Annotated in this window: 18 protein-coding genes and 1 other RNA gene; 12 read left to right on the top strand and 7 right to left on the bottom strand. The window is 34.1% G+C overall.

The window, feature by feature from the left end; translation table 11 throughout:
- Positions 1-12: 12 nt before the first annotated feature.
- The gene (locus BCR22_RS08630; protein WP_069654530.1) at positions 13-249 is read right to left on the bottom strand and encodes a DUF7662 domain-containing protein; all 237 of its coding nucleotides are present in this window, start codon (positions 247-249) and stop codon (positions 13-15) included.
- 36 nt (positions 250-285) lie between these two features.
- The gene (locus tag BCR22_RS08625) at positions 286-1,506 is read right to left on the bottom strand and encodes a GNAT family N-acetyltransferase (protein ID WP_069654529.1); all 1,221 of its coding nucleotides are present in this window, start codon (positions 1,504-1,506) and stop codon (positions 286-288) included.
- A gap of 326 nt (positions 1,507-1,832) precedes the next feature.
- On the opposite strand from BCR22_RS08625, the gene lepA reads away from it, so the two are divergent.
- Complete coding sequence (gene lepA / locus BCR22_RS08620) at positions 1,833-3,668, top strand: translation elongation factor 4 (RefSeq protein ID WP_069654528.1); 1,836 nt, start codon at positions 1,833-1,835, stop codon at positions 3,666-3,668.
- Between the two features lie 72 nt (positions 3,669-3,740).
- Here lepA and BCR22_RS08615 read toward each other — a convergent pair whose 3' ends face one another.
- Together BCR22_RS08615 and BCR22_RS08610 are read right to left on the bottom strand one after the other, a co-directional pair.
- Positions 3,741-4,859, bottom strand: coding sequence for a M56 family metallopeptidase (locus tag BCR22_RS08615; RefSeq protein WP_069654527.1), 1,119 nt, complete (start codon positions 4,857-4,859; stop codon positions 3,741-3,743).
- The gene (locus BCR22_RS08610; RefSeq protein ID WP_069654526.1) at positions 4,856-5,230 is read right to left on the bottom strand and encodes a BlaI/MecI/CopY family transcriptional regulator; all 375 of its coding nucleotides are present in this window, start codon (positions 5,228-5,230) and stop codon (positions 4,856-4,858) included. Before BCR22_RS08610 ends, BCR22_RS08615 begins: the two co-directional genes overlap by 4 nt.
- A 191-nt stretch (positions 5,231-5,421) precedes the next feature.
- Between BCR22_RS08610 and BCR22_RS08605 the strand changes: the two genes are divergently transcribed.
- From BCR22_RS08605 to BCR22_RS08590, 4 genes are all read left to right on the top strand, one after another.
- Complete coding sequence (locus BCR22_RS08605) at positions 5,422-6,327, top strand: DUF5067 domain-containing protein (RefSeq protein WP_069654525.1); 906 nt, start codon at positions 5,422-5,424, stop codon at positions 6,325-6,327.
- Positions 6,328-6,367: 40 nt separating this feature from the next.
- Positions 6,368-6,871 carry an LURP-one-related/scramblase family protein gene (locus BCR22_RS08600; RefSeq protein ID WP_069654524.1) on the top strand — a complete coding sequence of 168 codons (504 nt, stop codon included), beginning with the start codon at positions 6,368-6,370 and terminating at the stop codon, positions 6,869-6,871.
- Between the two features lie 54 nt (positions 6,872-6,925).
- A complete protein-coding gene (locus tag BCR22_RS08595; RefSeq protein WP_083241792.1) occupies positions 6,926-7,903 on the top strand; it encodes a DUF3829 domain-containing protein in 978 nt (325 codons plus the stop codon).
- Positions 7,904-8,234: 331 nt separating this feature from the next.
- Positions 8,235-8,435, top strand: coding sequence for a cold-shock protein (locus BCR22_RS08590; protein ID WP_010772775.1), 201 nt, complete (start codon positions 8,235-8,237; stop codon positions 8,433-8,435).
- A gap of 568 nt (positions 8,436-9,003) precedes the next feature.
- On the opposite strand, the gene BCR22_RS08585 is transcribed toward BCR22_RS08590, so the two are convergent.
- Positions 9,004-10,368, bottom strand: coding sequence for a TrkH family potassium uptake protein (locus tag BCR22_RS08585; RefSeq protein WP_069654522.1), 1,365 nt, complete (start codon positions 10,366-10,368; stop codon positions 9,004-9,006).
- A 271-nt stretch (positions 10,369-10,639) separates the two neighbouring features.
- On the opposite strand from BCR22_RS08585, the gene treP reads away from it, so the two are divergent.
- Together treP and BCR22_RS08575 are read left to right on the top strand one after the other, a co-directional pair.
- Entirely contained in the window at positions 10,640-12,106 is a 1,467-nt protein-coding gene (gene treP, locus BCR22_RS08580) for a PTS system trehalose-specific EIIBC component (RefSeq protein ID WP_069654521.1), read from the top strand.
- Between the two features lie 190 nt (positions 12,107-12,296).
- A complete protein-coding gene (locus tag BCR22_RS08575; RefSeq protein WP_010761098.1) occupies positions 12,297-13,301 on the top strand; it encodes a nucleoid-associated protein in 1,005 nt (334 codons plus the stop codon).
- 55 nt (positions 13,302-13,356) lie between these two features.
- Here the strand turns inward: BCR22_RS08575 and BCR22_RS08570 are convergent, their stop codons facing one another.
- Positions 13,357-13,710, bottom strand: a complete 354-nt coding sequence (locus tag BCR22_RS08570) for a YxeA family protein (protein WP_069654520.1) — start codon at positions 13,708-13,710, stop codon at positions 13,357-13,359.
- 182 nt (positions 13,711-13,892) lie between these two features.
- On the opposite strand from BCR22_RS08570, the gene BCR22_RS08565 reads away from it, so the two are divergent.
- Positions 13,893-14,597 carry a zinc metallopeptidase gene (locus BCR22_RS08565; RefSeq protein WP_069654519.1) on the top strand — a complete coding sequence of 235 codons (705 nt, stop codon included), beginning with the start codon at positions 13,893-13,895 and terminating at the stop codon, positions 14,595-14,597.
- An 81-nt stretch (positions 14,598-14,678) separates the two neighbouring features.
- Positions 14,679-15,014, top strand: a complete 336-nt coding sequence (locus BCR22_RS08560; protein WP_069654518.1) for a hypothetical protein — start codon at positions 14,679-14,681, stop codon at positions 15,012-15,014.
- A gap of 40 nt (positions 15,015-15,054) precedes the next feature.
- Here the strand turns inward: BCR22_RS08560 and BCR22_RS08555 are convergent, their stop codons facing one another.
- Positions 15,055-15,909 carry a helix-turn-helix domain-containing protein gene (locus BCR22_RS08555; RefSeq protein WP_069654517.1) on the bottom strand — a complete coding sequence of 285 codons (855 nt, stop codon included), beginning with the start codon at positions 15,907-15,909 and terminating at the stop codon, positions 15,055-15,057.
- Positions 15,910-15,978: 69 nt separating this feature from the next.
- On the opposite strand from BCR22_RS08555, the gene tadA reads away from it, so the two are divergent.
- The 3 genes from tadA (at position 15,979) to BCR22_RS08540 (ending at position 18,461) form a co-directional block, all read left to right on the top strand.
- On the top strand, positions 15,979-16,491 hold the full coding sequence (gene tadA / locus BCR22_RS08550; RefSeq protein WP_083241791.1) for a tRNA adenosine(34) deaminase TadA: 513 nt from the start codon (positions 15,979-15,981) through the stop codon (positions 16,489-16,491).
- A gap of 39 nt (positions 16,492-16,530) precedes the next feature.
- Positions 16,531-16,617, top strand: an RNA gene (gene ffs, locus BCR22_RS08545) — signal recognition particle sRNA small type.
- 596 nt (positions 16,618-17,213) lie between these two features.
- The gene (locus BCR22_RS08540; protein ID WP_069654516.1) at positions 17,214-18,461 is read left to right on the top strand and encodes an acyltransferase family protein; all 1,248 of its coding nucleotides are present in this window, start codon (positions 17,214-17,216) and stop codon (positions 18,459-18,461) included.
- Positions 18,462-18,733: the final 272 nt, after the last annotated feature.

The following is an 18,733-nucleotide window of genomic DNA, read 5'->3' as shown; positions in this document are numbered from 1 at the left end:
TAGTGTATCCTTTTATTTTTTTGAGAAACAGACAAGTTGATTTACTAAATCAACCTTATCCACACGATAGCCATAAGCAGCCCATGCACTTGAAAACGAATGCTCTTTTTTTGTCCACCATGCGCTATACGTTTTAGCTAGTTCAGGCAATCCTTGCTTGTCTATCATTTTTGCCTCTATTTCTGCAAATGATAATGTCATGCTAGTAGTATTGACTAGCAAAGTTGGAATAACAAGATAGTCCTTCATAAAATCATCCTTTGTTGAGCATTTTTTTTAATAGGATCAAAAATAATCGCTAAAATAAGCTTCTTGATCAGGCAAAATTCGCTCTAATGAATGCAATGTTTCTTTATCCGTAGTTAAACGTTCGATTCGATGGAGATAAGTTGGTCGACGGTAATTCATCAATAAACAAGTTAACGTTTGAATATCAATGTGTACAGGCTGCCCCAGAGGTTCATCTGTTACAGATACTTGATCTTCTTCATCCCATAATAAACTAAACACCCCATTATTCCATTCAGCAACTGGATCGCTAACGACAAAATGAAACGGTTTTGCGGTACTGGAATAAGGATATGCTAGCAACATTTCTTTTACATCCACGATTCTAGCCATATAATAAGGCTCAATTGTTTCTTTTATTTGGCTGTCGTCTAACAAAAAGGCTAGGGGCTCGTTTTTATAAATATCGCCTTCAGCCCAATCAATCATTGAGAAATGAGCCGAAATGAAATTCCACAAAGCATTTCGCGCTTCTTGGTTGATGTAAAACATTTCCTTGATATGAAACACATCTTCAGCTACCCAGTAAAATAACACACCTAAAGGTTCTTGATTTGCCCCGTAATAAATTGCAGCTGTACGTTCGTCTTCATTTTCAAATCGCCAGTATTCTTCCCAGTTAAACTCACTACGGATTAAGGCGCCATGATTTTGACGAGCAAATTTTGCATACACAGTAAAGACATCCTCATGATCAACACTCACGCGTTCGATCATTCCAGGAACATTGACTTGTTTAGGCAATTGGGTATCACGAATCTTGAAAGATAATTTATCTGACATGATTTCCCAGCCTTTTCTGCGATAGTAAGGAATACTGTATGGATAAAGATAAGAAATCCATTGTTGATCTTCCCGCATATTTTTAAGAGCAAGATGAATCAGATCCTGCATCAAGCCATGGTTCGCATATTCAGGATAAGTACCGACACCCGTTATACCGCCCATTTTGAAAAGTTTCCCATGAATGTTTACTTCACAGGGATAAATGGCAATTTGTGAAATTAATTGATCCTCATGAAACCAGCCGAATACTTTTGATTGCTCTAAAATTGGCTGTTTTGATTTTATTAATTCTTTTTTACTTTCATAGCCACTTTCTTCTAAATCAGCTTCCGTAAATTGAAAGACATAGCTTAACAATTCATTAAACTGATCCACATATTTCTCATCTACCGCTTTTAATTCTAAATGTTCTCTGAACTCTTTTTGGTCCATTTTTCCATCTCCAATTGTTTTTCTATTCCCAGTATATCAAAAAAAGGGGAATAAATAGAGTATTAATCACTAAAAAAAGATAAAGAAAGATTTTTTTGTGAAATAAAGGCTTCAAGATGATAGAGCAAATCACGAAGTCTTTTTATAAGCTATCAATCGATTTATAAGCATAATAGGGAAACGCGGGAAAGTTCTTTAATTCTGATGGAAATCTTGTTATAATGAAAAGTGCTGATTGAAAATGATCTGAGCGATGAGCCAGTACGATTTGATTGAACAAAATCACAAGCTCATTCAGCTTTTCATAAAAGAAATGAGGACTATGAATGAATATAAATGAAATGAAGCAAAGACAAGAAAAAATTCGTAACTTTTCCATTATTGCTCACATTGACCATGGGAAATCAACGCTTGCTGATCGAATCTTACAAAAGACGGAAACTGTGTCAGATCGCGAAATGCAAGATCAATTGCTAGATGCGATGGATTTAGAGCGTGAACGTGGTATTACAATCAAACTAAATGCAGTTGAATTGACCTATACGGCAAAAGACGGAGAAGACTATATCTTCCACTTGATCGATACGCCTGGACATGTCGATTTTACGTATGAAGTATCAAGAAGCTTAGCAGCCTGTGAAGGGGCTATTTTAGTTGTGGATGCGGCGCAAGGAATCGAAGCACAGACATTGGCGAATGTTTATTTGGCTTTGGATAATGACTTGGAAATTATTCCAGTTATCAATAAAATCGATTTACCAGCGGCAGATCCAGAAAGAGTTCGTACCGAAATCGAAGATGTGATCGGAATCGATGCGAGTGAAGCTGTTTTGGCTAGTGCCAAAGCAGGTATTGGAATCGAAGATATTTTAGAACAAATCGTAGATCTTGTTCCGGCGCCAACAGGGGATCTCGAAGCACCATTAAAAGCACTGATTTTTGATTCAGTTTATGATAGTTATCGTGGTGTTATTTTAAATGTTCGCATTATGGACGGGGTAGTAAAACCTGGCGATAAAATCATGATGATGAATAATAATAAAACCTTTGAAGTGACCGATGTGGGTATTTTTTCACCGAAACCAATCAGTCGTGACTTTTTAATGGTGGGCGATGTTGGTTACATTACAGCAGCAATCAAAACGGTTCAAGATACGCAAGTAGGGGACACTGTAACTTTAGCGGATAATCCTGCAAAAGAACCATTAGCAGGGTATCGTAAAATGAATCCGATGGTCTATTGTGGATTGTATCCAATCGACAATTCACGTTATGTAGAATTACGTGAAGCTTTGGAGAAACTACAATTAAATGATGCTGCTTTGCAATTTGAAGCAGAATCTTCTCAAGCTTTAGGCTTCGGCTATCGCTGTGGATTCTTAGGCTTGCTGCATATGGACGTTATCCAAGAACGTTTAGAACGAGAATTCAATCTTGATTTGATTACAACAGCGCCATCCGTAATCTATCATGTCACTAAAACAGACGGTACAAAAATCGTAGTGGATAATCCAGCTGAATTTCCAGATCAAAGTACAGTAGATTTTGTAGAAGAACCATATGTCAAAGCAACGATTATGGTACCAAATGAATATGTTGGTGCTGTAATGGAAATCTCTCAGCGAAAACGTGGAGAATTTGTGACGATGGATTACTTGGATGAATACCGAGTGAATGTTATTTATGATATGCCTTTATCAGAAATCGTTTATGATTTCTTCGACCGTTTGAAATCAGGAACAAAAGGGTACGCTTCATTAGACTATGAAATGATTGGCTACCGTAAGAGTAATTTATCTAAGATGGATATCTTATTAAATTCAGAAAAAGTTGATGCGCTAAGTTTTATTGTGCATAAAGATTTCGCTTTCGAACGTGGGAAAGTCATTGTTGAGAAATTGAAAAAGCTAATCCCTAGACAACAATTTGAAGTACCAGTTCAGGCAGCCATTGGTCAAAAAATTACTGCCCGTTCAACCATCAAAGCACTGCGTAAAAACGTTTTGGCTAAGTGTTATGGTGGGGATATTTCACGTAAACGTAAGTTGTTAGAGAAACAAAAAGATGGTAAAAAACGAATGAAACAAGTTGGTTCTGTTGAAGTACCACAAGAAGCCTTCATGGCAGTTTTGAAAATGGACGAGGACGAACCGAAAAAATAAGAACAAAAAATCCGCTAACTGAACATTCAGAGCGGATTTTTTTGTATAGATTACGTGGGATAAAAAATGTTATTACGAAAAATGCCGACCCAAAGGTTTGCTATTTGTTGTATCTGTTTCAGTGGAACTAGTTTCTGTAGTTTGTTCTTCTAATGTATCCTCGACAGGTGTCGATCTTGTTGTATAGGAACCTAAGCTAAAGGCAAAACCAATCAGTCCAACAAATGTCAAAAACGTAATTGATTGACGGTTTTTTTTTCTTTTTTGAGCAATTAGCATTGAGTCTAAACGTTTTTTGATTTCGTTAGTATTTTCATAAAGTGTGACCGGACCTACTTTCTCATTGTACCTTCCAGGATGTTTTGCCATTTCAATCAGTGTAGCGCCGTACTGATAAAATTCTTCTTTTGTAAAATGACGTGTAGTCCCCTCATCACAAGCGTACTCACATTCTTGATTCATAACTTTTCCAATAAAATAAACGACTGGATTAAACCAATGAATACATATAATGAATTGCATGAACCATTTGTAATAGATGTCTTTACTTGAATAATGCGTTATTTCATGGGATAAGATATTGTAAAGCTGTTCTTTGCTCAACTTTTCATGAGGCAACACAATATAATTTTTTGTAATACCCAACAGCAAAGGAGAAGAGACTAATGGTGTCGTAAACAGATCGATAGGAGAAGTAATTTTTTTCTCTTCACAAATTTCACTTAGGATATCTAGAATATCTGGATTATCTACGGGTTGCCAATCCGATTTGATGTACTTCGCAAAGCTTTGGTATTTAGTGATTTTATGTATCAGCAGACAAAAAACAATAGCCAACCAAAAATATAAGATATACGGTGCGAAAGGTTGTTCTTTACTTCCCAAAATGATATTGTCCTTAAAAATAACATTTTCTCCAATGAAAACAGAAGGTTTTCTTTGAATGGCAGACCCATAGAGCGTTTCATAAAAAGGAGTGGTTTCGAATGACGAAAAGAACCTACCCACAAAACTCTGGTCGGCAGAAAAAGGAAGAATAAAGCGCAAAAGAACAATCAATAATAAATAATAGTGAGAACGTCTTGACATTTTTTTTTGCAAAAATGCGTGAACTATAAGCCAAGCGCCAAATAGAATTGAACCTGAAATACTGAGGGAAATAAGTAAGTTCAATAGTTTTTCAGCAATCATTCTTTATTTTTTTCCCAATAGTCTTTTAAATCTTCTATTTCTTGATTTGAAATTAAGTCATTTTCAACCAACGTAGCGATCAAGCCTTTAACTTCACCCTCATACACTTTTCCAACAAATTCTTTTGTTTCATTTTCGACATAGTCCTTTTCTGTCAACAAGACAATATATTCATTTCTTCTACCTTTTTTTTGAATCTGTAACACTTTTTTTTCAGTTAAACGGGCTAGAAATGTCAAAATAGTATTATTTTTCCATTCAAATTCTTTAGCATGCAATGCATCAACAATTTCAGAAAACATCATGCGCCCGTCATGCGCCCAAATTATTCGTAGTATTTCTAATTCTGAATCAGATATTTTCAGTGCCATAGGGTTCTCCTTTTTTTCATAAATAAATGTATCCGTTCGTTCTAACAATCCAATTATAACACGACTATTGACAAAATAGAAAAGTGCATGATAATATAACTACAAGATGTAGGTATAAAGAAAAATCTTATCACTCAATTCCAACGATTAATTTATCAATATCAAAATACTAAAAGAAAAGGAGCGGTAACGTGAAACAAAAAGGGTTGTTATGGATAATTTTTTTAATTGGGATTGGAAGTACAACAGCTTGCTCAATGATGAATAAGACAAAATCAGAAGCTGAGAGGCATTACTCAGATCAAACGATGCCTTCAACTTCGTCTAGCACTTCAGTAAAAGAAAAAGAAGAACTATACAATGAATTGTCCAGGAATGCAAATTTGCCTAAGCTAGTCGAACATTCCACGCAATTTGAGCAAGATATCAGTTTTGTGGCTAAAATGGAAGGCGACCCTAAGCAAGTTGAATCCAAGGATGATACTTTAGATGGACAATGGTATGGATCAATCTTTTTGATGAGAAATCGGAATACGCCGATTTATTTAAATTTGTCTAGTATAAAAAAAGAAAATTGGCCCAAAAGTGGTGATATCCTTCGAATTAAGGGAACGCCGATAGGCTATCTTTATACGAGTTATAAAAATGAACGAGTTGATATGTTGGATATCAAGGCAAAAAAGCTAGAAATAATATCGTATGATAATAAAGATGTAGCTAAAAGTGATACGATTGAAACCGATCAATACAAAGTTGAAATCACGGAGACAGATATTCTGCGAGATGTTTTCGATGAGCCAACGCTGGTCATTTACTATAACTTTAAAAATAAAAAAGACATTACGTCGATCCCACCACTTAGAACCTATTTTTTCTTTCGTCAAAATGGCGAATACCTAAAGTCCACGATTTTAGGCGAATTGGACAAACTTAATCCAAAAGCACTTAATAGAGACACTTTAGAGCCAAATGGAGAGATGTTATATTACGAAATCTTTAAACTTTCTAACGAAGAGATACCAGTAAATTTGGAAGTATATGACGATGAATATCACTTACTCAACACATTGGAAATAGCAGTCACTGCAAAGAAATAAAAAGGATGTATAAAAAAAGAGTAAAAAAAGGAGTTTTATGATGAAATATATTATCAAACAAAAATTAGTTGCATTAAAACCAACCTATGAGATTTTAGACGGTTCAGGAAATCCACTATATAAAGTAAAAGGAAGTTTTTTAGGAAGAGAAAAATTTGAAATTACAGATTTAGACGGTCAAACATTGGCGAAATGTGAAACCGATGTCAATTTCTTAAGTATCATTGGGTCATTTTTAAGTTACAATTTCAAAAAATATCATATTTTAGTGGATGATCAAAAAATTGTTTCTATGGCGCGTTCGTTAAATATTTTCAGCTATAAATTTACGATTGACTCACCTATTGGAGAAGTAAAATTAGGCTATGGAATGACAGGCAGCCACCAGTTTACGATGCAGGATAAAATTATTTGTGACATTGATAAAAGAAAACTGACTTTAGGTGGAGATGAATATCATATCGAGATTGATGATGCACATGATCAAAAAGCGTTTTTATTAACAACTATTGCGTTGGATCGCATCTATTATACGAAGCGATAATCTGTTGATAACGAAAGCGATTACGACATAACTAAATAAAGGGATTAGACTAAAATGAAAAATAAGAGTAACGTGTTTATGGTCTTGTTGGTATTGAATGTGGTCTTTGTTATGACTGGTTGTAATAAGCTTGAAAAGGCAAAAGAAAATATTGCGAATGACGATTCTTATTCTTCTAAGATAGATGAAAAAGATAAGTATAATGCCTATGTTGACTTATTCAGTGTTTTGTCAGGTGAATTAGCAAAAATTGAACATTCTTATGCACAGAAACATATGGATGGAGACGGTCAGTTTGTGCCGACAGATGATAAAACTGCACTCGGGTATATCGGAGTAATTGGTTCAGTTCAACGAGCGATAGAAGAAGCGGAAAAAAGACTCTCGACTAAACCCAAAATGGCGATTGATGAGGATGTAAAACCTTTATTGACAGTCCTAAAAAAAGAAGTATTGATTTTAGAAGAAATTGAGAGTTATTATCAGGAAAAAGATTTTTTGAATGATCATGATGAAAAAGGAAAAGAGCTAAATAGTAAATTAGTATCGATCACTAAAGAAATGAACGACCCGATAAAGAATTTCTCCGATAATATGCGAACGTTCATGAGTGAAACAGAGAAGAAAGAGCGAGAAGCTCATAAAAAAGAAGGCAATAAAATTTCATTAGGAATGTTAGAGTTTCTTGATACAGCGAAAGAAGCCAGAGATGTTGTTAGTAACAGCATAGCTGAAGAGGGTAGGATTGATTTAACCACTGAGAACTATGTTGGAGTGAACATTGACGTTTCTAAAGCTTTGGATGAGCTAAAAAAAATACCCACAGATTCAAAAGATATAGAAAAAGAAGGATTTTCTTCAGCCACTTCTAGTATCTATATTGATCGATTTATAGAAAAAGCCTCAGAGTTCAAGAGTCTATCAAACGAACTAGCAGCAAGTTTTGGGGGAGAAGAAGAAGCACTGATTGACGTGATGGAGAAACTATCAAATGGCTATTCAGAGTTAATTGATGTTTATAATAAAATATGATTGCATGAGCGGTCATTATGTAGTAAACTGAACAAGTCTGAAAAATCAATACCTTAACAAATAACTATCCTTATCCCACCTCATTTGAGGTGGGATTTTACTAAGTAAAAGGGATGAAGATGAAGAAGGCAATAAGTTAAATGAGTTTTTTCTCATAAATGAAATCAAATGTATACTTTTACCTAATTTCGTCGTATAATAATAAATGTAGTATAATTGTAATTTAAATTAATAGGTCATTTCATTCGTAAGGGTGTTTTAATTCCTCTTTTTTTTATCACAAAGGTATTGCAAAATTAATCGTGCTAAAAGCACTAGGAGGAACACATTTATGAATACAGGTACAGTGAAATGGTTTAACGCAGATAAAGGTTTTGGCTTTATTACTCAAGATAACGGAACAGATTTATTCGCTCACTTTTCAGCAATCCAAGGTGACGGATTCAAATCTTTAGACGAAGGTCAAAGCGTATCATTTGATATCGAAGAAGGTCAACGTGGACCACAAGCAACAAACATCGTAAAAAACTAATTTAAACCTTTTAGAACGATTCAACGATAGTTGGATCGTTTTTTTTGTATTTGAAAAGATGGAAATCGGTCATTAATGTAGAAGTATATTGTTTGCAAAATTATTTATTGCCGAGTATTATACACTTATACCAACAACAACCCTTTTTATTTTTTCATTTTACTCTTTTAGAGTAAAAACTCCTTTTTCCCATCTTCTAATGGAGATGGGATGTTTTTTATTACTATCACTTATCAATAGGGCCATATAGGACAGTTTTATCACGAAAGAGAAGTAGAAAATTTTTTTAATATATGAAAAAAGAAACCCTTTTGATCGATTTTTGAAATTTTTTATCGTATACGAGAGTTATTAGTTGATATTAATTTGAAAAAATAGTATTATAAATTCATACCAACAACAACCCTTTTTATTTTTTCATTTTACTCTTTAGAGTAAAACTCCTTTTCCCACCTTCTTTAGAGGGTGGGATTTTTTATTTTTAAATAAGCGATGATTAACATAAAAATAATTGAAAAAAGAAACAAAAAAGACACATAAAGAAAAAATTCTTTGTGTGTCTTTTTTATTATCCAATCATTACGCTTTCATCAGGGTATTTAAACTTAGCTTGTTGTTTTTGTCCTCTTGTTAGAAGTGAAAAACCAACCGTATAAATTCCTACTCGGCCAATATACATCAGTAACATAATCATGATTTTTCCAGCAACTGTTAAATCAGGAGTCAAACCCATGGTTAGTCCGACAGTACCAAAGGCAGAAAAGACTTCAAATGCCACATACTCAATACCAGCAGACTCCGGAATCGTTTCAGTTATGGTTAAAATCATGATTGAAATGACGCATAATGTCAATGTGATAAAGAATAAGGTTAAAGCACGAAAGACGGTGCTGTCTCGAATCGTACGCCCATTAAATTCAGCTCGTGTGCGCCCCTTGAAGATTGAAACGATTTGAATGACCAGTACAGCAAATGTTGTCGTTTTTAAGCCACCAGCAGTTGATCCAGATGTTCCACCCACATACATCAGAAAAATAGTTGTAATTAATCCAGCGTTTGTCATTTGCATATAATCGATGGAATAATAGCCTGCTGTTCTTGGCGTAACCGACATAAAGAATGTATTGGCTAGACGCTCAAAAAAGGTTGTACCAGTTGTTAAATTGCTTGCATTGTGTTCTGTAATAAAAAATAGGATAAAGCCCCCGAGCAGTAAAGCCCCCGTTGTAATCAAAGCAATTTTTGTATGTAAAGAAAACTTTCGTTTCTTTTTAAAGCGCAACAAATCCTGCCATACAATAAAACCAAGACCGCCAGAAATAATCAGAATAGCAATGACGAGCAAAACATAAGGCTTTGTTTGATACGGGGTTAAGCTGTCCCCTAATAAATCAAAACCAGCATTACAAAAACTAGAAATAGAATGGAAGAGACCGTAGAAAAGCCCTTTTTTCCAACCAAACTCGGGTACAAATTCAATTGAAAGGAGTGCAGCACCAACTAGTTGAATTACAGCAGCAAATTTAACAACGTATATCATCAAACGAAATGCACCAGACATGTCATCTAAATTCAGAGCTTCCCTTAATAACATTCGTGTACTTAAGGTTATTTTTTTTCGTAAGACAAAATAGAGAAGTACAGGCATCGTCATAAAGCCCAAGCCACCAATTTCAATTAGAACCATAATGATCAATTGTCCATACGCGTTCCAATGTAAAGCAGTATTAAGTGTTGTTAAACCAGTGACACAAACCGCAGATACGGCTGTAAATAAAGCGTCAATGAATGGCGTGGCATTTCCACTGCGCGAAAATATTGGGAAAGTCAAAAGTATTCCGCCAACAAAAATTAAGACAATAAAACCCAAAGCTAAAACTTGAACAGCTGATAAGCGTTTTTTTAATTTAGTAGCAAGTTTATTTTTTTTCATCTTTCCTCCGGTCATTACTAATGTTATAAACAGTTTTTTTATTTTTATTTGGTAAATCCAAGTGTACCATTTAATGGAATAATTTCCAGTAATTTGAAAAAGTAAAATCATCGCTTTTGTTTTGTGATGTAAGTCTTTGTTCCTATGACGAAAAATAATGCAAAAAAAGTTTTCATTTAAAAAAAGAAAACGCTTGTAAAAAATCAAATAATAAAGTATTATACAAATACAAGTTAATTGTATATACAAGTTAAAGAGGGGAGCAAAGGAAATGGGTAAGTTTCAAGAAGACGCAAAAAAACTGTTAGAAGATGTAGGGGGAAAAGAAAATATCGCAGCTGTTTCACATTGTGCAACGCGGATGCGATTTGTTCTAAACGATCTGAATAAAGCAGATACTGCAGCGATTGAGAAGATTCCGTCTGTCAAAGGAACATTTACAAATGCAGGGCAATTTCAGGTCATTATAGGCAATGGGGTACCGCAATTTTATAATGAATTTTCTACTATTTCAGGAATTGAAGGCGTTTCCAAAGAGCAAGGGAAGGCAGCGGCAAAACAAAATCTTAATCCTGTTCAACGAGCAATCTCAGTTTTAGCGGAAATTTTTACACCGTTGATTCCAGCTTTGGTTATTGGGGGATTGATTCTAGGTTTTCGCAATGTATTGGAAGGGATCCCATTTGGTTTTTTAGAGGGTCAGAAAATAGTTGAAGTATCCCAATTTTGGAGTGGCGTCAATTCATTTTTATGGCTGATTGGTGAAGCGATTTTCCAATTCTTACCAGTAGGTATTACGTGGAGTATTACTAAAAAAATGGGCACAACTCAAATTCTGGGGATTGTTTTAGGGATTACGTTAGTATCACCACAATTACTAAATGCATATTCTGTTGCAAGTACAGCCGCCGCAGATATCCCTTTTTGGGATTTTGGTTTTGCTCAAGTAAATATGATTGGGTACCAAGCTCAAGTTATTCCAGCTATGTTAGCAGGATTTTTATTGGCGTATTTAGAAAGCTTCTTCAGAAAAGTTATACCACAAGCAGTTTCCATGATTTTTGTACCACTATTTGCACTCGTTCCAACAGTCATTGCCGCTCACGTGATCTTAGGTCCTATTGGTTGGACAATTGGAAGCTGGATTTCAGATATCGTGAATGCTGGGTTGACCTCATCTCTTAACTGGTTGTTTGGCGCCGTTTTTGGTTTTATGTATGCTCCGCTAGTTATTACAGGACTGCATCATATGACGAATGCGATTGATTTACAATTGATTGCCGATTTTCAATCAACCAATTTATGGCCGATGATTGCCTTATCAAATATTGCTCAAGGATCTGCTGTATTAGCTGTAGTCTTTATGCACAGAGGAAATAAAGAAGAAGAGCAAGTTTCGATTCCAGCGATGATTTCTTGTTACTTAGGTGTTACAGAACCGGCAATGTTTGGGATTAATTTGAAGTATGTTTACCCTTTTGTTGCTGGTATGATCGGCTCTGCTTGTGCAGGACTATTTTCCACATTGTTTGATGTGAAGGCAATCAGTATTGGGGTTGGTGGATTACCTGGTATTTTATCTATCGTTCCTCAATACTACGTACCATTTTTCGGCGCAATGTTGATTGCATTCATCATTCCATTTATTTTAACGTATATTTTCAGAACAAAAGGTATTTTTAACAAACTTGATCCTGTCGATGAAGCGACGGGGAACTTGTTTGCTGAAGAAAAATAATAAGAAGTGCGTAAAAAGAGGTTGGGACCTGTAGAGTGATGTCCTGGCCTTTTTTCGTAGGAACGATCTTTTGCTCGTTTTATTTTTAGTTAGATGAGACAAGTTATTCTATTTTTCATACTAAAAATAGTTGGTTTTTTTTGTTCTTTCGGGTAGACTAAATAGGGCTTAAAAAAAGGGAGAATGACAGATGGATATTTATTTAAAAAGTGCAATTTTACACATTATTGATCGTGAAACAGGAACACCAGTATTTTCAGCAAAGGAATTAGATTTAACCACAGAGTATATTCGTGTTTATCTAACAAGTAAGATAACAAAGCTTTCGACGGCTCAAACAAAAACAGGTATTTTAGCAGAGGAAAGTTCTTTTGTTGATAAAATGAGAGGAATTCCTAATGATTTTATTCAAAAAAGTCAACAGTTGGCTCAACACTGGTATGATGTGTATTCTGGTAGTGAAGATGCGCCGAGTGCAGATGTTCTTTTCATCTTATACGAATTAGATACGGTGATGCATTTAGCAATGATCAAATTAAACTATAAAGAAAGCTACACTCATTATGTGGATTATGAAGATGAGGCTGTTTATAACAAATTGATCATCAATCGAGCTATTTTACCTTCGAAATCACAAAAGCCTGATGAAGGAATGACCGTCAACCTAGATACTTTAGCATACGAGCTCCTAGAAAAACGTTATGAGTTTTCAGGGGAAAAAGTGTGGTATTTTTCAGAAAAAGTGATTGAATCACAGCCAGCTCCTTCTATAGAAGAAAATATGAAAGAAATCAAAAAAGCGGTGAAACGAATTGGTAAAAAATTTAATGAAGATGAATTTGAGTTGATTGCTTCTGTGAAAGAAGCCGTGTATGAAAGTATTGAAGAAACTGGAACGATCGACAATGAACAAGTGGCTGAGTTAGTTTTTAAAGAAAATATTTCAGCACGGATGGCGTATCAAGATGAAGTCAATGAATCAAAATTTGTTGATAAAACACCTCCAGTTCGAGAAGCTAGAGAAATTTCAGAGAAAAAATTTGGGAAGCAAAAATTAAAAATGAGCAATGGGATCGAATTGATCGTACCGATAGAAGTTTATCGAAATGGCGATCTAATCGAATTTGTGAACAACCCAGATGGTACCGTATCGATTGTGTTGAAAAATATTGAAAAAATTAGTAATCAACTGTAACTAAAAAAGGGGTAGGACATGACTCTACGAGTCACGTTCCACCCTCTTTTTAGTCTTAGTTTAATTTTTCCAACGCTTTTTTAGGAACATCTTTTTCAGGAACTTCTTCCCAGCTGAGAACACCTTTTCTAGGATTGATTTTTAATTTTAAATAAGCATTGATTCGCAATGGTTTTGCTCTAACTTCGTATGTTTTTTGAACTGTTTTTTCGCCTTTTTCATCAAATGCGGTGTGCTCATAGTCATACTCTGTATATTTCTCACCGTTTGAAAACTTTCCAGTACTTACCTCAACTGGTTCTCCAACACGAGTATAATAATCCTTGCCACCAAAATAATAATCATAACCAAACCAAACACCTGCTGTTAAAAGGATGAATGGTAAGATAAAAAATAAAAATTTTTTCATTGTCGTCACCTCTTATGCCTAGTATGCCTGTTTTTGAGGAAATTTGCCATCGGATTATCTTAAAATAATGTGACAATTTTGTTAGAGAAACATTTTTAGAGTTCATAAATTCGTCAAGGTATAGTTATACTTTTTTTAGAAACTCATGATACAATGAAGTAAAGAACAGGAGGAATGAAAAAATGATGCCTTTTTATGCACTATTTGATCCAACCTATATCTTAGTGATTGTAGGATTGTTGATTTCAATGGCTGCGTCAGCTTACGTAAATAGTACGTTTAGAAAATATAACAAAATTCAAAGCCGAAACAATGTAACCGGCACAAAAGCCGCTCAATACATTTTGCAAAAAGAACAGATCAATGATGTCGGTGTGCAACAAATTACAGGAGATTTGACTGACAATTATAATTCTGGCAACAAGATATTAAGTTTATCAGAAGCGACGGCTCAGTCAACATCTGTTGCAGCAATTGGAGTAGCAGCGCATGAATGTGGGCATGCCGTGCAAGATCATACCGGGTATAGCCCATTGAAAATTCGTGCTGCAATCGTTCCAGTAGCCAATTTTGGCTCCGCGCTGTCATTTCCAATTATTTTAGTCGGCGTACTACTTAGTTGGAACCAAACATTGATCAATATTGGGATTTTGGCGTTTTCTTTGGCATTACTTTTCCAATTAGTGACTTTACCAGTAGAGTTTAATGCGTCTCGTAGAGCGTTAAAAATTCTATCAGATGGCAATATTTTGACAGAAGAAGAAGTACCGATGGCAAGGAAAGTATTATTTGCAGCAGCATTGACCTATGTCGCCGCTGCTTTAGCCACATTTTTACAATTACTGCGCCTGATCATTTTATTTGGCGGAAACAATCGTAGAGATTAAGAATGGTATATTCTGTTTTGTTACCTCAAATTTTGAGAGTGTGTTATCATAAAGATAGATAGTAAGAAGGAGCTGAAAATAATGAAAACATCAACAAAAATTAGTATTGGTTTAGGTATTGCTGCGGTAGCAGGTGTATCAGTAGCGGTAATTGCATCTGAGAAAATCGTCAAGAAAGTTTACCACGTATCGAATCGATTTAAAGCAAAAAAATTCGTAAATGATAAATTTGGTGGCAACGAAAAATTGCTAGGAATTGTAGATGATTTATCTGATGATGAGCTTGATTCTATGATGAACGTTTTAGGTAAAGTCAAAGACGGTCGAAAAAAAATATCTTCTTATGGTGAGTCTTTAAAAGACAATACGGAGAATTTGAAAGATCGTTTCGTTAGTTTTGTGGAAGAAATGATGTAAAATAGTAGGCAAACCACTTTCGCAGTGGTTGCCTACTATTTTATTTTGTAATCAATAAATAGCAAAATACTAGGTCATCCATCCGTTTTAAAGAAAGGCCTGTTTGCTCATAAAACTTTTCTAAGCGATAATGCAGTGTATTACGATGCATGTATAAATCTTTGGAAGTAGAACTAATATTCCCTTGGTTCCGCCAAAGAGCAAGGATAATTTGTTGTATCTCACTTGTCAAAACTAGTTGTTTAGCAAACGTCTGAACGATCTGGCTTTGATTCATCGCGTCCTTCGTAAAATAATGTAATACCACATCAGGTAAGGAAAAGGTCGATTTCCCGCGAATAGGATCCGCTTCGGTCTGAAATATCTGTTGTTCTTCTTTAAATAATGCAGGTAAGTGTTCATTGGCTGGGAAAAAATTACCAATAAAAGCTGTCGTAGAAGAATCGAAATCAGCGTCCAAAGTTAAAAATATACTTTGTAATTCTTCTAATTTATAATAGTTTTTTTCATATTTTTCAATTAAAGCGCCATCATTCTCGCTGATAAAAAAGAAATCATCAAGATTTGGGAAGATTTCTTCAATGCTAGTTTCCCATTCAGATTGTAAAAAGGCTTTTGGTTTTTTTAATTGAAATTGTATGATACGAAATGTTCCTTCTAGGTTAAGGGGTGTTCGATCGAATAGATAGCCAAACCAAGGATGTTTGTTTTGATCAACAAAATATTCATTTTCAGGGAACAATGATTTTAATAAATGAATTTCTGTTTCTCGTAACAGTGCTTTATCAAGGACAAAGTATTTTCCATCAATCGGCAATGATAGAGCATTGTTTGTGCCCTTGGCTTGCTGGATTTTTCCGTTAGGATATAATGTAATTAATTCTTCAATAGTCATAGACACACCTCACTAATTTATTGTACCATGAATAAGATAAAAGTATAAAGAACGAGAGGCGGAAATCGCTTGAATGAAAAGACAAGCAGTCTAACGATAGAAGAAAAAGAAACGTTTATGCTGCACGCTATCAAAGAAGCAAAAAAAGCAGAAGCCATAAAAGAAGTACCAATTGGGGCTATTGTTGTTTTAGACGGAGAAATCATTGGACGTGGACATAATCTTAGAGAAGCAAGTCAAGATGCAACAGCCCATGCAGAAATGTATGCAATCAAAGAGGCGTGTGCAGCAATCGACAATTGGCGTTTAGAACGTGCTCAATTATTTGTTACGTTAGAGCCTTGTCCAATGTGTAGTGGTGCAATGATTCTTTCAAGAGTCAATGAAGTTTATTATGGTGCAAAAGACCCAAAAGGCGGAACAGCAGGAACCTTGATGAACTTACTGGAAGATCAACGATTCAATCATGTAGCCTATGTTGAAGCTGGAGTTTTGGAGCAAGAATGCGGCGATTTACTCTCAAATTTTTTTAGAAAACTAAGGGAAGAAAAGAAACTTTTAAAAAATCGACAGAAAGACTAGCCAAGCATCAAAAAATGCGGTATACTAAATCTTGCCGAAAGGCTAGGACAATGGTGGGCTTACGAAGCGTGTCAGATCCGGAAGGAAGCAGCACTAAGTAGGTGCCGCCATGTGTCTGATTGATAAAGCGTAACAACAGACTTTTAGGTCTGTTTTTTTATTTGCTCAAACGTGAATAGAATAAGAAAGATAAACGGATAACTCTTCAAAATCTAGTTTCTTCATGACATTATATTTCTTCATTTTTAGCATAAACTAAAATTTCATATCTAAAACAGACTGAACATTTTTTTAGTAATGAAAGATCTAAAAAACATCTTTTCATCAAATTTTTTTTATTCACTTCAAGTGCTTCTTCATTATTTTAATATTATTTATTTTTTGAAAAATGTTATTTTATCCTAATTAATGCGAAGTTTATTTACAATTGGATAATGCATCAAGATAAAGGAAAAGGATTGGTTTTATCTTCGTATAAGGTTTGACCTAATACGAATACAATAGAGTTTTACGAATCAAGTATGATAACTACATAATATAACTAATAATTAAGGGAAATATTTATAATGTTAGAAAAAATAAAATAACAATTAAAATGTAATTATATTCTATTTATTAATTATTTTTACATAAAAAGAATGGTTTTTCAAACTAAATAGACTTAATAGTTCTCTTGTGGTAATATTGATTTATGTTTTTTTGTACTACAGGAGGAGAGACTTATGAAAGAAAAAATAACAAAAAAAAGGGAATCGAATTTTGAACTTTTAAGAATATTAGCTATGCTGGGCATCATTGTGTACCATTTAGTCATTCACCATTCAGATTACAATAGATTTGCATTAGTTAATCTAGATGGAAAATCGAATTTTTATCATTTAGAAACAATTCAAATCATGTATACTTTTGGGCAAATCGGAAATACCTTATTCATTTTAATAACTGGATATTTTTTGATTGGCAAGAAAAATATTAACGTATTGAAACCAGGAGTTAAGTTATTAAATCGTTCTTATTTGTTAGCGATTATTTTAATGGGGGTCTCTTATTTATTTGGGAAATTTCAAATACCGCTTTCGTCAAATTCGGATATACATATGGCGCTCAAAGGTTGGTGGTTCATCGGATATTATATTTTTATTATTATCTTTGCCAAGTATGTTCTCAATGATTTTCTTGACAGGTTAGATAAAAAAAGTTATCTAAATTTCATTTTAATTATGACATTCTTGTTAAGTTTTATGGAAATCTTCAATGTTCTTACAAATCTAAAAATACAAAACTTTGTAATTGGAATTCTAGTCTATTCCATTGGTGGATTCATTCGTTTGTATAACCCATTACAAAAAGTGAAGACAATTAATCTGTTGTTATGTATTGTTTCCTTTGTTGCGATTCAAATTATTCAGTATAAAGTAAATTTGAATACAAATTTGAACGAATTTTATAAGGAACCTAGTGCGTTATTCGTTAAATCACCTTTTATAAATGTCCTATGGTCCCCAAGTATATTATTTATGATTTGTAGTGTAAGTATTTTTGAGTTGTTTAGTCGCTTAAAGATAGGAAGCATTAGATTGATAAACAGTGTATCTGCTGCGACGTTTACTGTTTATCTTTTTCATGAGTCTTATTTCTTCAGAAAGATACAAATAAAAGGAATTCCATTACCAAACAGATTAGGCATATTAAAAGAAGTTTCAACAAAAATCATGGATAGCGATCTAATGAAAGGATCTACAGTTCCAATTGATAATGCAGAAGATTGGATTAATCTACAAGATTTTCTAAATATTAGTCAAGTTTTTCAAGATAGAGGAGTTAAACTGGGGTTGTTTTACATGATGATGCTAACGGTAGCGATATTCACAGTAGGTATTTTTTTCGAGCTTATTATCAAGTTTATTAATAAACTATTCAAGAGTATTTTTTATAGTGATTTTAAAGAAATGAAAAAGAGTTTGGAATGAGGGGATAACTAGAAACACAATCTTTAGTGATTCTTCTAATGTGATTTGATTTCTGATAGTCTCGTTTTTAATCAATTTTAGTTTATTTTAAGAGGTAAATAGTATTATTATATAGGGGTGTATAAAAAGTTGATTACTTAAAATAAATCAAACGAGAAAAAAGTACATAGCTGTCAATGAAGTTATTTCTGTTTAACACGCAACTGTTAAATTTAGAGAAAAAAATGGAATAGCAATCATAAATTTCATGATTGCTATTCCATTTTTCAAAT

It is taken from the genome of Enterococcus plantarum, from assembly GCF_001730295.1.
Lineage (GTDB): Bacteria > Bacillota > Bacilli > Lactobacillales > Enterococcaceae > Enterococcus_L > Enterococcus_L plantarum.
Note: the sequence above shows the minus strand (reverse complement) of the source record. Positions and strands in the feature narration are given on the sequence as shown.

Bases quoted from the DNA above. Each gene is read 5' to 3' on its own strand.
- BCR22_RS08615 (WP_069654527.1), bottom strand. From the start codon at position 4,859: ATGATTGCTGAAAAACTATTGAACTTACTTATTTCCCTCAGTATTTCA.
- treP (WP_069654521.1), top strand. From the start codon at position 10,640: ATGGGTAAGTTTCAAGAAGACGCAAAAAAACTGTTAGAAGATGTAGGG.
- BCR22_RS08565 (WP_069654519.1), top strand. From the start codon at position 13,893: ATGATGCCTTTTTATGCACTATTTGATCCAACCTATATCTTAGTGATT.
- BCR22_RS08575 (WP_010761098.1), top strand. From the start codon at position 12,297: ATGGATATTTATTTAAAAAGTGCAATTTTACACATTATTGATCGTGAA.
- BCR22_RS08590 (WP_010772775.1), top strand. From the start codon at position 8,235: ATGAATACAGGTACAGTGAAATGGTTTAACGCAGATAAAGGTTTTGGC.
- BCR22_RS08555 (WP_069654517.1), bottom strand. From the start codon at position 15,909: ATGACTATTGAAGAATTAATTACATTATATCCTAACGGAAAAATCCAG.
- BCR22_RS08570 (WP_069654520.1), bottom strand. From the start codon at position 13,710: ATGAAAAAATTTTTATTTTTTATCTTACCATTCATCCTTTTAACAGCA.
- BCR22_RS08595 (WP_083241792.1), top strand. From the start codon at position 6,926: ATGAAAAATAAGAGTAACGTGTTTATGGTCTTGTTGGTATTGAATGTG.
- BCR22_RS08540 (WP_069654516.1), top strand. From the start codon at position 17,214: ATGAAAGAAAAAATAACAAAAAAAAGGGAATCGAATTTTGAACTTTTA.
- BCR22_RS08600 (WP_069654524.1), top strand. From the start codon at position 6,368: ATGAAATATATTATCAAACAAAAATTAGTTGCATTAAAACCAACCTAT.
- BCR22_RS08630 (WP_069654530.1), bottom strand. From the start codon at position 249: ATGAAGGACTATCTTGTTATTCCAACTTTGCTAGTCAATACTACTAGC.
- BCR22_RS08585 (WP_069654522.1), bottom strand. From the start codon at position 10,368: ATGAAAAAAAATAAACTTGCTACTAAATTAAAAAAACGCTTATCAGCT.
- BCR22_RS08610 (WP_069654526.1), bottom strand. From the start codon at position 5,230: ATGGCACTGAAAATATCTGATTCAGAATTAGAAATACTACGAATAATT.
- BCR22_RS08560 (WP_069654518.1), top strand. From the start codon at position 14,679: ATGAAAACATCAACAAAAATTAGTATTGGTTTAGGTATTGCTGCGGTA.
- lepA (WP_069654528.1), top strand. From the start codon at position 1,833: ATGAATATAAATGAAATGAAGCAAAGACAAGAAAAAATTCGTAACTTT.
- BCR22_RS08625 (WP_069654529.1), bottom strand. From the start codon at position 1,506: ATGGACCAAAAAGAGTTCAGAGAACATTTAGAATTAAAAGCGGTAGAT.